Genomic DNA, 13,959 nt, shown 5'->3' with positions numbered 1-13,959 from the left:
GCGGGGCACCTCATGGGGAAGGCGCACGGATCGAGGCCGTGCGGTGCCGGCACCCGGGCCTGCGGCCGGGGCGTTGGAGGAGACGCACGGGATGAGGCGTGCGCTACCGGCGCCCGGGCCGGAGGCCGGGGCGTTGGGGAGGGGCGGGAGTGGGCGAGGCCCGTGCCTACCAGCTAGGCGGAGTGATCACCCAGATCGAAGTGGCGGGCTCGTCACCGGGGTTGACGTACCAGTGAGGTGTGCTGCAGGAGTAGGTGATGGAGTCGCCCGCCTCGAGCCGGTGACGGACGCCGTCGAGATAGACGTCCTTCACCCCCGAGAGCACGATGCCGAACTCCTCACCGTTGTGCCGGAAGGGGGTGGCGCTGGTGTCGTGTCCTGGCTGAGTGACCACCCACAGGACTTCCAGTGCACCGTTGAGCGAGGGGCTGAGCAGTTCGAAGCGGTCGCCGTCCGCCGCGTCAGAGCCATGGAAGTCAAGACTGCGGCGCTCATGGGCACGGACCACCGGGCTGACCTGCTCGGCGAGATGGAACAGCCGCCCGATCGCGACGTCCAGGCCATGCGCGATCTGCACCAGGCTGGCGAAAGAGGGATTGCCCTTCCCCCGCTCGACCTGACTGATCAGACCGGTACTGATACCGGACCGGCGACTGAGCTCGTCCAGAGTCAGACCGGCCTGCTTGCGCAGGGCCTTGATCTGCAGACCAACCGTCGCGGCCATCACATCGAGGTCCGGCCGGGCGCCCGGCATCGGTGCGTCGGTATCGTGCACGGTTTCCGCCTGTCCCTGGGGGATGCTCACCTGCGGCATATTGAAGACCTTCACGATGATGAAAACAACCCCTCACGCTCAAACTTCGGCGCCGGGCAAGCATCCCGCTGAGAACCAGGAGTACAAGGCCACTTGACGACGGCGTGGGGCAGGCCCTTTCGAGCAGCGCGTGATCCCCGGCATCAGGGAGCAGACACTCCCCACCTCGACATCCACTTCCGAGGGAAGGGCGGCAAACGCCCGCCGAGCCGTGCGGACCTCGCTCACTCTCACCTGGCACAGGGCGGTGGCCTCGTTTTGGCGACTTGAGCGGCACCCTCATCGCCTCCCAGAAAAGCTGGGTCCGCCTCGGCTGACCCACCCCACGAACGCCGGACCCCGCTTTCGGCCCCGCCCTCGGCAAGCAGGGTGGCCAGGTCTCGGTGGCCGGTCTCGACGGCACGGCCGTCGGCGATGCGTGCGGCAGCGGTGGCTCCGGCCGTGCGCATGGTGGCGCGCTCCGTCGAGAGACGGAGACGGGCCTTTCGATGACCGGTCGGCTGCCGGAAGGCACGAGGTGAGGGGGATTCTCTCGTCGTCTGTCAGTGGCCTTTGAAGGCCTCCTCCAGCCACCAGGACCCGTGCTCCGCGGTGACCTTGGCATCGATGAGCAGGGGTGTGGAGCGGGGCCCGGCGGCCCAGTCCCGGACGGGTTCGAGGTCGGCGAGGGTGCGGACGGTGACCGCTTCGAAGCCGTAGCCCCGGGCGATGGCGGCGATGTCGGTGGGCGGGAACACGACCGTGTCCAGGGGGAATTCGCCGGAGCGGAAGTGGTGGACCTCGGCCCCATAGGCGTCGTCGTTGTAGACGACGACCACCATCGGCAGGCCCAGGCGGCGGACTGTGTCCAGTTCTACGGCGCTCATCAGCGCGCCGCCGTCCCCGAGGGCGGCGACGGGCAGCCGGTCGGGCCGGGCCAGCGCCGCTCCGATCGCCGTCGAAAGGCCCAGGCCGATGGATTGGAAGGCCTGGGTGAAGCACAGGCTGTTGTGGTCGGGCACGGACAGGAACATGGAGGGGTAGCCCATGAAGTTCCCGGAGTCCACGCCGATCACGCGCTCGGCGGGCAGCAGGTCGTCCAGCGCGATGCTCAGGGTGCGTGGGTCGATGCGCTCATGGCTGCTCTCGTCCGCGTAGGACACGTCCCGCCAGCGCACGCGTGTGGCGATGGCCTCTCTGATGGTGGGGTTGCGGTAGCCAGGTCGTTGGCCTCCGCTCGCCTCGAGGGCACGCCGTGCGGTGCGTTCGACATCTCCGGTGATGCCGAGGTGGACGGTGCGGTGCCTGCCGAGGGCGGCGGGGTCGTCGTCGACCTGGACGACGGTGGCCTCCGGGCCGATCAGCCGGCCGTGCCGCATCGTCCACATGTTCAAGGCGCAGCCCCAGCCCACGATCACATCCGCACCCCGTACCAGTTCCGCGGTCAGGGGCGAGGAGAAGCCGCCGGACACGTCGATCGACCACGGGTTGTCGTGGAACAGCCCGCGGGCGACGGCAGAGGTGGCCAGGAGCGCGCCGTGCCGCTCGGCCAGCGCTGTCAGGGCGTCGCGACCGTGGGGCGTGCGCGCTCCCCGGCCGGCGACGAAGACGGGGCGCTCCGCGCGTTCGAGGGTCTGCACCAGTTCGGCGACGGCGTCCGACTCGGGCTCGACCGGGGGCCGTTCGGGGGGCGGGGAGACGGGTGCGCCTTCGGGGGCGTCCAGGGCCTGGATCTCCAGCGGGAGGTTGAGCAGCACCGTACGGCGCTCGTGCAAGGCCCGGTGCACGGCGCCGCATGCCTGCTCGACCGCGTCCTCGGCCGAGGTCACGCGCGTGCTGACCGCACCCACCGAGTGCGCCAGCGCGTCCTGGTCGACGTAGAAGTTCGAGGTGGTCTCAGTGGTCTCCGCCGCGAGGACGAGCAGCGGGGTGCGGCTCTTGGCCGCCTCGCCGATACCGGTCAGCGCATTGGTCAGCCCGCACCCCTGGTGCACCGACAGCGCCGCCACCTTGCCGCTCATGCGGGCATAAGCATCAGCCATCGTCGCCGCCCCGCCTTCATGGCGGGCCGCGACAAACCGGGCGCCGGCCGCGACCAAGGCGTTGGTCAGATGGAAGTTCCCCGAACCGACCACACCGAAGACATGATCGACACCGGCCGCTGCAAGGGCCCGGCCGACCGCTTCCGCGACCTTCATGCACCCTCCACCAGCGCGAGCACGCGAGCGGGGGCGCCAGATCCGGTGACGATGGGCAGCGGTCCGGCCAGCACGACGGCGCCGGTCGGCGGCAGCGCGGCGAGGTTCTGAAGCTGGGTCAGGCCGTACTTGCCACTGCCCATCAGGAAGGAATGGCACGGGAAGGCCGGATCGAAGCCCGGTGCCTGGCCGGCGTCGGTGCCCACCGTCTCGACCCCGAGGCCGATCACGGGCGTCTCCTCGGCGACCCAGTGGGCACACTCCGCCGAAAGCCCTGGAGTGTGCGGGCCTTTCTCATCGGCGTTGAGGAACTCCTGCTGAGCGTGCGAGCGGTCGTCCCATCCTGTGCGCAGCAGCAACCAGCCCCCGTCGGGCAGTGGCCCGTACTGCGCTTCCCATGCCTTGACGTGGTCGACCTCGACCAGGAAGTCGGGGTTCGCGGCCGCCTCGGCGGAGAAGTCCAACACGGCTGCGGGAGCGATCAGTTGCTGCGCGGGCACGGATGCCACGTCGGCGAGTCCCTGCCCGGTGATCCAGTGATTGGGTGCGTCGAAGTGCGTGCCGGTGTGCTCGCCGCTGCGGAAGTTGTTCCAGTACCAGGCAGGTCCCCGCTCGTCGTAGCGGCTGATCTCCTCCAGTTCGAAGACCGCGGTCTGGCCGAATTGGGCGGGCAGTTGGAGCACCGGCGTAGAAGACGACAACGGCGCCGTGAGGTCGACGACCTCGATCGAGCCACTGCGCAACGCGGACGTCAGCGCGGCGAGGACGGAGGGGTGGGACATCATGGCCTCCTGCAGATGGGGGCTGATCCGCGACGATCATAGTGCTGGCGCAGTCGTCACAGAGGGCGGCACCAGAGGTACGGCGAGCCTTGAGTGCAGCTGTCTGCTATCTGCTATCCGTCCAAGGCAGGCAGGTGCGCGAGGCCGGTCTCGTTCATGATGCGCTCGACCGTGCCATCGAGCAGGCTGTCGGCACCGATCACCGACTCCAGGCCGCCGGGGAGCAAGTCCCGCTCCCGGTACCAATCGCGCAGGTGCGCCTCAGTGACCTGGGCCAGGTACTCGCGATCGGCTTTCGACTGGTGCCGCACCAGCGTCTCCTCGATCGAGACATCCAGGTAGTAACAGCGGGAGACACCACGATGGGCACCGACCAGGCCGGCGACCATGTCGCCGTAGCGGTCGGCATACAGGATTCCCTCGACCACCACGTGGTAACCGGCATCGAGCGCGTAGCGGGCGACCGTGTCGATCAGGCCGATGTTGGCGCCGCCGGGCACGTCCCGCTCGCGCAGCACGATCCGGCGCAGGTTGTCCTGCCCCACCAGGGCCAGGCCCCGCCCGAAGCGGTCCCGGATCCCGGCCGCCACCGACGACTTGCCGGACGCCGAGTTCCCGCGCACGACTACCAGCCGGGTCTCTGCAGTTCCCACACTCACGCGCAGAACCGTAGCCGCCTCCGACAGACGTGGCCACGCGGAATGGGGCATTACCCTGGCCGCTTGAGAGGTGGGGCTCGCCCACGTGGTGGACGAGGGAGAAGCGGACACCAGCGTCATCCGGGTGCGGGCCCGGCCACCAGAAGTCCTGGCTCGGCGAGGAGATGCGGGCGCGGCGTCGGAGGCCCCCTGCTGAAGAGCGGCTCCGGGGAGCAGCGAGGAGAGGTGCGACATGCGCAGAGCGCCAGGCGTCAGGCGCGGGGGCAGGAGCAGGGGCAGGGGCAGGGTGACCGTCGCCGTGCTGACCGCCCTCCTTACGGCTGCGGGGTGCGCCACGGGTTCGGGCGGCACGGCGGACTCCAGTGGCAAAGACGCCCCGCCGAAGACCTCTGCCGGCTCCCTCACCTGGGAATTCGAGCACATCGCGGACTTCAGCGGAAAGATCACCGATGTCGCCGCCCTCGCCGAGGACGACGTCTGGGCGGTCGCGACCGAGAACAACGGTGAGTCCCATGCCCGCCTCCTGCACTACGACGGTACGCAGTGGAAGCGTGAGCCCCTGCCCGAAGCCCTCGGCACCAGCCTCTACCCGCCCGCCCTCGAAGAGGTCGGTGAGAAGAAATTGTGGCTGCGGCCGCAGACCGCTGAAGATGCCTCCGCAGTGAACCGCTGGGCACAGTGGGACGGCACCCGCTGGTCGCCGGTGCCGAACCCTCCGCCAGGCAGTGCCGGTGACTTCGAGGCCACAGGCCCGGACGACATCTGGACCCTCGACGCCGCCAAGCAGACCGCCCAGCACTGGAACGGCGCCCGCTGGACCACGACCCGCCTGCCTTACGGAACCTCCGACCTGGCGATCGTCGGGCCGGACGATGTCTGGGCGGTCGGCAGCCGCTCAACGGGGCCAGGCACCGAACCGGTCACCGGAGAGGGCTACAGCCAGCCCGCCTCGACGCACTGGGACGGTACGTCCTGGAAAACGGTGGACACCCCACAGGCCCACTTCAAGGACCCCGTCCCGCCGGAACCCAGTGCTGTCCTCAGCCAGGTCTTCGCCCTCGACAACGGTGAAATCCGCGCGTACGGCATCAACACCTTCAACCACGGCGAGGTCGACAACGAACCAGCGGACCAGTTCCTCCGGCTGCGCTGGGACGGCTCCAAGTGGGGCGACCAGGAGCCCGCGCCGGGCGGTTGCGCTCTGCGCACGCCGGTCGCTCAGGACGACAAGGGCCTTTTCCTGGACGGCAATTGGTACCTCACCGACGACGGCACATGCGTGAAGATCGAACGCCACCGCCTCCCCCGGTCCACCGGCGCCCGCAAAGGATCGAACCAGTCCCTGTGGCTCGAGGAGATCCACCGGGTGCCCGGCACCGGCGAATGGCTCGGTGCCGGACACGTCCAGGTCAATCAATCCGGTGCCCCCTTCGGCGCCCCCGTCGTCGTACGCCTCAAGCGGGGCGGCTGACCTCCTCGGCCACCTGAAGCCGGCCGAGGGTCCGGCGCGGCTCAGCCTCGGGCTTTCACCAGGGGCGCTGTCCGGTAGGTGATCGCCCGTCAGGACAGGATCTCGACGTACCCGTCGGTTCCGTGCACGCGGATCCGCTGCCCGTCCCGGATCAGCCGGGTGGCGTGCTCCACGCCCACGACGGCCGGCAAGCCGTACTCCCGGGCGATCACCGCGCCATGGGTCATCAGGCCGCCCACCTCCGTCACCAGGCCCGCGATGCCGACGAACAGCGGCGACCAGCTGGGGTCCGTGAAGGCCGTGACCAGGATGTCGCCCGCTTCGAGATCGGCCTCCGCCATGTCGAGGATGACGCGGGCCCGCCCTTCGATGGTCCCGGCGGAGACCGGTACGCCGATCAGGGCCCCGGCCGGCACGTCGTCACGCCGGTACGCCCCGGTGAGGGCCTCACCGTCCGAGGTGAGCACCCGGGGCGGTGTGAGCGCGTGGTACGACCGGAATGCCTCCTTGCGCCTATGGATGAGCTGGTCGTCCATCTGGTGCGAGCGCGCGGTGTCGTGGAGTTCCTGGAAGGTGAGGTAGAAGACGTCCTCCTTCTCGGAAAGCACGTCGGCCTGCACCAGACGCTCGGCCTCCGCGAGCAGGGCCTGCTTGTAGACGAAGTAGCGGCTGATGATGCCGTACTTGGGGTACTCCCGGTACCCGATGAAGGTTCTGACCCGGTCGATCATCTTCTTGACCTCGTCGGCTTTCCGGTCCCCGTCCGGCAGGGTCCGCAAGCGCGTCAGCACGTCCTGTTCCTTCTTCTGCGCCTTCTGCCGCCCTTGCTCGAATCGCCGCTCTGCGGCGCCCGGCTCGAAGTTCCTGACGTTGTCGAGGATCACGGGCACCAGCGTGCTGGGGCGCTCGCGCCAGCGTGGCCTCGTGATGTCGATCTCGCCGACGCAGCGCATGCCGTACCGGTCGAGGTAGGCCTCGATCGCGTCGCGCGCCTCGGTCCCGCCCGCGCGCTTCGCCAGCTCGTCCAGGAAGTCATCGCCGTCGACGCCCTGCAGGAACGCCACCACCTCCGGCTGCGGGCGGATCACGTCCGCGACGTCGAGCAGCGCAAGGCCCATCTCCGACGTGATGTTGTCGGGGGCGGACAGCGTCAGCGTGTCAGCCACGTTCTTCTCGCCGAGCCACTCCTGCAGCTTGTCGTTGAGCCACCACGTGGCCTCCATCCCCGCCATGATCGCCTGAATGCTCAGTGGATCGCTGAGCACTCGCTTGTGCTCCTCGAAGGCCTCCAGCAGGAAGTCGAACAGTGCCGGTCCGGTCTTCGTCCGGATGTCGCGCTCCAGGGCGGCGATGGACACGCGGCTGCGCTCGATGAGCTCGGCGACGACGGCCGGATCGGTCTCGATCGGGGCGGGCGCACTGCCTGCCGGCCGCCCGCCGGGGCCCGCGTCCGGGAGCGACGGGACGAAACCGTCGCGGTCGAGGACGGTCTCCAGGGCGTGCCTGATCAGCGGATCGCCCTTTCCCATGGCCTCCAGGAGGCCGGCGCGGCTCGCGGGCGAGGCCAGGCGCCGGGTGACATCGACGAACAGCCTCCCGCCGGCCTCGTGCATCGGCACCATCGCCGTCAGCTGCCACATGGAGAACCCGAGGGGCTTCATGGGGTCGGTCATCATCTGCCCGTGACCGACGGAGACGTAGACGTGGTTCTCCTGGTCTCCGCTCTCGGGGATGGGGAACAGCGTCGTGATCGGCCGGCTCTGCACGATCTGGAAGCCGTCATCGACCAGGCACCATTCGATGTCCTGCGGGCGGCCGAAGTGCGCTTCGATCCGCCGCCCGAGTTGCACGAGCCGCACGGCCTGTGCATCCGTCAGCGCCGGCTGCTCCTGCCGCTGCGATTCGACGGCCACTTCCTGCGTCCCGCCGGCCGGCAGGGCGTGAACGGCACGCTGTTTGGCGGCGATCGCCTTGTCCAGGACTTCGCCGTCCCGCACCTTGAAGACGTCCGGGTTCACCAGGCCGGAGACCAGAGCCTCGCCGAGGCCGAAGCCGGCGTCCACGGTGGCGATCTTCCGGTTGCCCGTGACGGGGTCGGCCGTGAACAGGATGCCGGACGCATGCGGGAAGACCATCTGCTGCACGACCACGGCCATGTGCACCGTACGGTGGTCGATGCCGTTCCGCTGGCGGTAGGTCACGGCCCGCTCGGTGAACAGCGAGGCCCAGCACCGGCTGATGTGCTGGAGGATCGCCGTCGGCCCCACGACGTTCAGGTACGTGTCCTGCTGGCCGGCGAAGGAGGCCGTCGGCAGGTCCTCAGCCGTCGCACTGGATCGGACGGCATAGGCGGCCTGCTCACCGAGCCGGGCGAGCGCGTGGGTGATCGCCGCCGCGAGATCGCCCGGAATGGCGAGCCCTTCGATGGTCCGGCGAATCTGCGCGCTGAGCGTGCGGATCGCCTCCCGGTCGTCGGGGTTCAGGCGCGACAGCTCGTCGAGCTGATCGTCGATCGACGGTGCTTCCGCGATGATCCGCCGGAAGGCGTCCGTCGTCACGCAGAAGCCATCCGGCACGCGGATGCCTTCGATCCGCGACAGCCCGCCCAGGTGCGCGCCCTTGCCGCCGACGACCGCGACCTGCGTCTCGTCAATGTCTTGAAGATCCAACACGTACTGCTCAATCACTGCGTTTCCTCCGAGGCAGCCGTGCTGCGTTGCACTGCGGTGACCGGTCGAATCACCGGCACCTCCCACTCTGTCGAACTTCTTGTCGCGCACGTCCTCATCCCCGCTTGCGTTTCCTCTGACGAGTCGGCCGGCCGTTCCACCCAGTCGGGCAGCACGCACCCCCGCACCCCCGCACCTCCGCGCCGGGCACGCGCAACCGCACGGCCGGTCCCGCCACTGGTTCGACGTCACCGCGCCCCCGTACGTCGACACCGACACACGCACGTCGTGCCGCCATCTCCGTAGGTTGTGGCGTCGGCCGACGATTGTGCGCCATGACCCGGGTCTTGCGGCAAGCCCCCCAACGCGCTATAAGTTGAGGGTGGCAAGGAGAGAACTCTCCTTGCCTTTGTCTTTGCCCCCTGCCGTGCACCGGGTCGGACTAACTTCTCGCGAACCGGCGGCGCGCCGCGTACGGCGGAGCGCGTCGTTGGCCCGGCGGATGCCCCGGCGGTCCACAGGTTGGACGTCAGCCTCTAGGGCCTCGGAGTGATCGGCATCGTCGCGCTTCAGGCGACCGCCAGCATCTCGATCGTCACGTTGTTCCCTGCGCCACCGCCAGGGTGAGTCGATCCCCCACAGCCGCCGCGGTCGGGGCGGTCCATGGCCGGCCGACCTCAACTGCCTTCATTTCCCCCGTTCTTGGCAACTGCGGATTCCCGGCCCGGACGATCCGCGGGACCCCGTCCCGTCGACCTCGTGAACACCATGGTCAGGCTGGCTCTTGACTCTGTATCAGGTCGATGAGGTCAGGAGGCGGAATGCGAGAACCGTGATCAGGAGGCTTGAGGCCAGGGCGGTGGCGAGCTGCCCGCGAGCGCCGGTCAGGGCTCGGCCGAGCAGCGCACCGCCACCGGCGAGGAGCAGTTGCCAGCTGGCGGACGCGGCGAAGGCGGCAAGGACGAAGGCGGCCTGCTCCAGGCGGTTCGGAGCCGATGCGGCTTGGCCGCCCAGTACCAGCGCCACGAAGTAGATCACCGTCAGTGGGTTCATCATCGTGATCCCGCAGAGCCCCAGATAGGCGCGGGCCGCGCTGACCGGTACCCCCTCGTCCGCCGAGGAGGGCGCGTGACGTCTGCGGTACTTCCTCGCAGCCGCGACACCGCTTCGGGCCGCCAGCGCGACGAGCACCAAGGCCGATGCCCAGCGCAAGGGCACCAGCACCGGCTGGATTGTGTGGGCAAGTGCCGAACCCCCGACCTCGGCGATCAGGGCGTACAGGCCGTCTGCGGTGGCAACCCCGAGTGCGGCACAAGCGCCGATCTTCCATGCCGTCCGCGCTGTGAGGGCCACCAGATACGTCGCGACAGCTCCCACCGGCATGGCGATGCCATAACCGGCAAGGAGTCCCGCGACCAGCGCGGCGATCACGACCGCACGAGAATCGGCCTCCGCGATCGATTGGGCTGCTGCTGAACTCGCCCGCGTCGAGCGGAGGGAGCAGGCGGCAGGGAAGCGTTGATCGCGGTCATGAGCCGATACTGCGAGTCACGACGCCACCCGTGCAACTGACTTTGTCGCCCGTCGGCCCCACCGGAAAGACCTTCGGCCGCGTGGGGTGAGATGGGCAGGAAGACATAGGCGTCGTTGCGTCGCCCCGCGCGTTTCGAGGCTGCTAACGCATGAGCCACGTCCTGGCATCGGACGGCCGAGGAGTGGGCCACGTACCGTTCGGCCTCCAAGCGCTGCGTCTACGAATCGCTCTCCTGCGGATGCGCGGCGCGCCATGCCGCCATCGACACGTCCCACTCGTCGCCGGACAGCGCGGTGAGCGACGCCGGGAAAAGGCCGTCCTCCTCCTTGGCGATGTGGTGGTGCAGTTCGTCGGCCGCCGCCTTGAACCGGCCTGCGTCGGTGGGGTCCGTGAGATCGAGGGCGGGCAGCAGGGCGGCGAGCTCATGGTGCTCGGCGACCAGCGCGTCAATGTAGTCCGTGTACTCCGGATCGTCCCGCATCACCGCGAACAGGCCGTTCTCCTCGCCCTGCCAGTGCGTGGCCAGCTCCCGTGACATCACCTCGGTCAGCTCCCGCGCGGCCGCCGTGTCACCACGTTCCAGAGCCCGCACGGCATCCCCCGCGGCGTCGGCGACCTTCTCATGCTCGGCAATGAACTCCTTGATCAGCGGGATCTCACGGCAACCGCAGTAGTGGCACATGCGCCCATCACAGACGCTCATGCCCGACTTCCGGCGCCGTCAGCGCGGACGCCGCTCCCCAGCTCACCCATGTGCCCCTGCCAACGCCCGGTGCGAGCAGACCGGTCGGCACCATCACCGCCGGAGGGCCTCCGCGAGGATCTGCACCAGGTGGCGGCTGTCGAGGCCGGCGAGGTCGCGTACCTGTGTTGCGGCCGGAGAAGCCGTCGGCCGTGATCCGCCGGTCCGGGCTGTCGGACGCCTTGGCGGGAATGCCGTCTTGTGCGACCTTCCCGGAGAATGATCTGCTGCGTGGATCAGCGTGGAGACCACCACCGCAACGAACGCAAAGGCCGAGCAGGGAGCTGAGGCGATGACGCCCACGCACGCACCGGGCCCGCCGACCGCCGTGGTCATTCAGAACACCAGGAGCGGCGGTCCCGGCCGGGTCGGGGCCTGGCTGCGCGAGGCGGGAATCGGCCTCGAAGTGCTGCGCCCCTACGAGGGTGAGGCCCTGCCCCAGAAACTCGACGGAAGGCCGCTCCTCGTACTCGGCGGCGGCTTCCTGCCGGACGACGACGAGCGCGCGCCCTGGCTCCCGGCCACCCGCCGCCTCGTCACGCAGGCGCTGGACGACGGCACGCCCGTCCTCGGTATCTGCCTCGGCGGCCAGTTGATCACTCAGGTCGCGGGCGGCAGGGTACGGGCGCGTCACGGGCAGCCCGAGTTCGGCAGCACTCAGATCCGGCTTCGCCCCGAAGCCTCCGACGATCCGCTGTTCTACGGGCTCGGCGCGACGGTTCCCGCGATCGAGCGGCACGTCGACGCGATCACCGAACTCCCGCCGGGTGCTTCCTGGTTGGCGTCCAGCGCGGCCTGTCCCCACCAAGCGTTCCGGGTCGGGGCACGGGCCTGGGGTGTGCAGTTTCACCCGGAGGCGGAGGCCGGGCGGATCGCCGGTTGGGACCGGGAGCGGCTGGCCCGGCAGGGTTTCGACAGGGACCGGATGCACGCCGAGGCCGTGGCCGACGAGGGCGCGGCGGTCTCGGCGTGGTCGGTGTTCACACGGAGGTTCGCTCAGGTGTGCGCGAGGCTGCCGTGACCGGCTGCGGGGCGGGCGCGGATGCGGGCTCGGGTGCGGGGGCCCGGCGCCGCCGTCCCAACGACGTGATGACGCTGGTGAGTACGCCCGCGAGCAGCCCCCAGAACGCGGACCCGATACCGAGCAGCGTCACACCGGAGGCCGTGGCGAGGAAGGTGACGACGGCCGCCTCCCTGGACTTGGGGTCCGACAGGGCACTGGCCAGGGCCGCCTCGATCGTGGCGAGCATGCCGACCCCGGCGACGGCCAGGACGAGCGCGTGCGGCATCGCGGTGAGCAGCGAGGCGACGGTCGCGCCGAGCAGGCCTACGCAGAGATAGAAGACGCCCGCCCACACAGCCGCGAGATAGCGCCGCTGCCGGTCGGGGTGGGCCCCGTCGCCGGTGCAGATCGCGGCGGTCATCGCCGCCAGGTTCATGCCGAACGCCCCGAACGGCGCGAGCACCGCCTGCACGGCGCCCGTCCACGTCAGGACGGGCGAAACAGGCACTTCGTAGCCGGACCCGCGCAGCACGGCGACGCCCGGCAGATTCTGCGAGGCCATGGTGACGACGAACAGCGGCACGCCGACGCTGACCAGCACCTTCCAGTCGAACTCGGGAGCCGTGAACACCGGCTGCGCGAGCGACAGTCGGACGCGTTCAACATGCCAGCCCCCGGTGAGGACGGAGGCGACGACTCCGCCGCCGAGCGCGATGAGGACCGCGTAGCGGGGCAGCAGCCGACGCGCGAAGAGATACAGCACGAACACCGGGAACGCGATGGTGAAACTGCCGCCCATCTGGGAAAAGAGCCCCGTCCCGAACTCGAGCAGCACACCGCCGAGCAGCGCCGACGCCAGCGGCACCGGGATCCGGTCCATGATCCGTGCGAACCACCCCGTCAGACCGCTCACCATGATCAGCACGGCGCTGAACACGAACGCGCCCACGGCCTTCTCCATGGACACCCCGCTCAGGCTCGTGGCGAGGAGCGCGGCTCCGGGCGTCGACCAGGAGGTGACGATCGGGGCCTTGTACCGCAGCGACAGACCCGCGCAGGTCACGGCGATCCCCACGCCGAGTGCCAGCATCCATGAAGAGACCTCCCGCGCGTCCGCCCCCGCGGCCCGCGCCGCGGTGAACACGATGGCGGCGGCACTGGTCACGCCGACGGTGACCGCGATGAGCCCCGCCGCCACGGCCGAGGGCGGAGCGATGGCGCGTATGCGGGCGAGCGGGGACATGGGGGCATCACTTCCGGAGGGGGCGGGGGCAATTCCAAGCGTCCGTGAACAGAGCGTTCTGTTTATGGAACACTAAGGACGCAGGTGGCGGCACGTCAAAGCGCCTGGGGGCGCAGGAACGGACGGAACCGGGCGGATGGGTCTGAACTACGAGGTGGGGCGCAGGCTGAAACGGCTGCGGCAGGACGACGGTCTGTCCTTGTCGGAGCTCTCGCGCCGCTCGGGCGTCGGCAAGGGCACGCTCTCGGAACTCGAGACGGGCCGGCGCAACCCCACCCTGGAAACGCTCTACGCCCTGACCACCGCGCTCGGCCGCCCGCTCAGCGCCGTCCTCGACGATCCGGCCCCCGGCGTCGCGGCGGGCGCGGGCGGAGTCTCCGGCAGCGCCGTCACCGCGGTGCTCCTGGAGCGGTACGAGGACGAGGCCGCGGCCACCGACGTCTTCCGCGTCACCATCGCCGAGGGCGCGACCCAGGAGTCGGCCGCGCATGTCCCGCACACCACGGAGAGCCTGATGGTGCTCTCCGGAACGGCGGTGGTCGGCCTGCCGGACGCGCCGCAGACAGCCGGGCCCGGCGGCCACGCCCACTGGCCGGCCGACGCCCCGCACTTCTACAGCGCACCGGACCGCGAGGTCCAGGGCGTCCTCTTCGTCCGGTACCCGAAAGGGTCGGTCGCTGCCGTGATGCCGCCAGAACCCGCCGACGTGTCGACGACCAGGGCCGACGCAGGTCAGTCCCGTCGGCTTCGCCGGAAGAGTGGAAAGTGCTGAGCTGGAAGAACCAGGACGATGCTCTCGCGGGCCTCGGCCGCGCCTAGCCGTGCGGCAAGCCGCTCCTCGGGATGTGCGGCGCACGTGGACAAG

At 69.8% G+C, this 13,959-nt stretch carries 10 protein-coding genes and 1 pseudogene; 3 read left to right on the top strand and 8 right to left on the bottom strand.

The window, feature by feature from the left end; all coding sequences use genetic code 11:
- Nucleotides 1-166: 166 nt before the first annotated feature.
- From OG758_RS43895 to OG758_RS43880, 4 genes are all read right to left on the bottom strand, one after another.
- Entirely contained in the window at nt 167-829 is a 663-nt protein-coding gene (locus OG758_RS43895; protein ID WP_326715010.1) for a helix-turn-helix domain-containing protein, read from the bottom strand.
- A gap of 527 nt (nt 830-1,356) precedes the next feature.
- Nucleotides 1,357-2,991, bottom strand: a complete 1,635-nt coding sequence (locus tag OG758_RS43890; protein ID WP_326715009.1) for a thiamine pyrophosphate-binding protein — start codon at nt 2,989-2,991, stop codon at nt 1,357-1,359.
- Nucleotides 2,988-3,773 (bottom strand): cyclase family protein, encoded by a 786-nt coding sequence (locus tag OG758_RS43885; RefSeq protein ID WP_326716234.1) that lies wholly within the window; start codon nt 3,771-3,773, stop codon nt 2,988-2,990. Before OG758_RS43885 ends, OG758_RS43890 begins: the two co-directional genes overlap by 4 nt.
- A 113-nt stretch (nt 3,774-3,886) precedes the next feature.
- The gene (locus tag OG758_RS43880; protein WP_326715008.1) at nt 3,887-4,483 is read right to left on the bottom strand and encodes an AAA family ATPase; all 597 of its coding nucleotides are present in this window, start codon (nt 4,481-4,483) and stop codon (nt 3,887-3,889) included.
- Nucleotides 4,484-4,718: 235 nt separating this feature from the next.
- Between OG758_RS43880 and OG758_RS43875 the strand changes: the two genes are divergently transcribed.
- A complete protein-coding gene (locus tag OG758_RS43875) occupies nt 4,719-5,903 on the top strand; it encodes a hypothetical protein (protein ID WP_326715007.1) in 1,185 nt (394 codons plus the stop codon).
- An 89-nt stretch (nt 5,904-5,992) separates the two neighbouring features.
- Here OG758_RS43875 and rph read toward each other — a convergent pair whose 3' ends face one another.
- From rph to OG758_RS43860, 3 genes are all read right to left on the bottom strand, one after another.
- Nucleotides 5,993-8,590, bottom strand: a complete 2,598-nt coding sequence (rph, locus tag OG758_RS43870) for a rifamycin-inactivating phosphotransferase (RefSeq protein ID WP_326715006.1) — start codon at nt 8,588-8,590, stop codon at nt 5,993-5,995.
- 777 nt (nt 8,591-9,367) lie between these two features.
- A complete protein-coding gene (locus tag OG758_RS43865; protein WP_326715005.1) occupies nt 9,368-10,003 on the bottom strand; it encodes a LysE family transporter in 636 nt (211 codons plus the stop codon).
- A gap of 320 nt (nt 10,004-10,323) precedes the next feature.
- Complete coding sequence (locus tag OG758_RS43860; RefSeq protein ID WP_326715004.1) at nt 10,324-10,809, bottom strand: hemerythrin domain-containing protein; 486 nt, start codon at nt 10,807-10,809, stop codon at nt 10,324-10,326.
- A 331-nt stretch (nt 10,810-11,140) separates the two neighbouring features.
- Here OG758_RS43860 and OG758_RS43855 point away from each other — a divergent pair, with 331 nt between their 5' ends.
- Nucleotides 11,141-11,869: a type 1 glutamine amidotransferase gene (locus tag OG758_RS43855; protein ID WP_326715003.1), complete on the top strand. Its 729-nt coding sequence runs from the start codon at nt 11,141-11,143 to the stop codon at nt 11,867-11,869.
- Here the strand turns inward: OG758_RS43855 and OG758_RS43850 are convergent.
- Nucleotides 11,829-13,094 (bottom strand): benzoate/H(+) symporter BenE family transporter, encoded by a 1,266-nt coding sequence (locus OG758_RS43850; RefSeq protein WP_326715002.1) that lies wholly within the window; start codon nt 13,092-13,094, stop codon nt 11,829-11,831. The two genes, OG758_RS43855 and OG758_RS43850, sit on opposite strands and share 41 nt — an antisense overlap.
- A gap of 136 nt (nt 13,095-13,230) precedes the next feature.
- Between OG758_RS43850 and OG758_RS43845 the strand changes: the two are divergent.
- Nucleotides 13,231-13,758: pseudogene (locus OG758_RS43845) on the top strand (helix-turn-helix domain-containing protein); the annotation flags it as partial.
- Nucleotides 13,759-13,959 lie beyond the last annotated feature (201 nt).

Origin of the sequence: Streptomyces sp. NBC_01474 (assembly GCF_035918215.1) — a bacterium.
Classification (GTDB): domain Bacteria; phylum Actinomycetota; class Actinomycetes; order Streptomycetales; family Streptomycetaceae; genus Streptomyces; species Streptomyces aureus.
This window is presented reverse-complemented; position numbering and strand designations above follow the sequence as displayed.

Bases quoted from the DNA above. Each gene is read 5' to 3' on its own strand.
- OG758_RS43890 (WP_326715009.1), bottom strand. From the start codon at position 2,991: ATGAAGGTCGCGGAAGCGGTCGGCCGGGCCCTTGCAGCGGCCGGTGTC.
- OG758_RS43885 (WP_326716234.1), bottom strand. From the start codon at position 3,773: ATGTCCCACCCCTCCGTCCTCGCCGCGCTGACGTCCGCGTTGCGCAGT.
- OG758_RS43880 (WP_326715008.1), bottom strand. From the start codon at position 4,483: ATGCCCCATTCCGCGTGGCCACGTCTGTCGGAGGCGGCTACGGTTCTG.
- OG758_RS43860 (WP_326715004.1), bottom strand. From the start codon at position 10,809: ATGAGCGTCTGTGATGGGCGCATGTGCCACTACTGCGGTTGCCGTGAG.
- OG758_RS43855 (WP_326715003.1), top strand. From the start codon at position 11,141: ATGACGCCCACGCACGCACCGGGCCCGCCGACCGCCGTGGTCATTCAG.
- OG758_RS43850 (WP_326715002.1), bottom strand. From the start codon at position 13,094: ATGTCCCCGCTCGCCCGCATACGCGCCATCGCTCCGCCCTCGGCCGTG.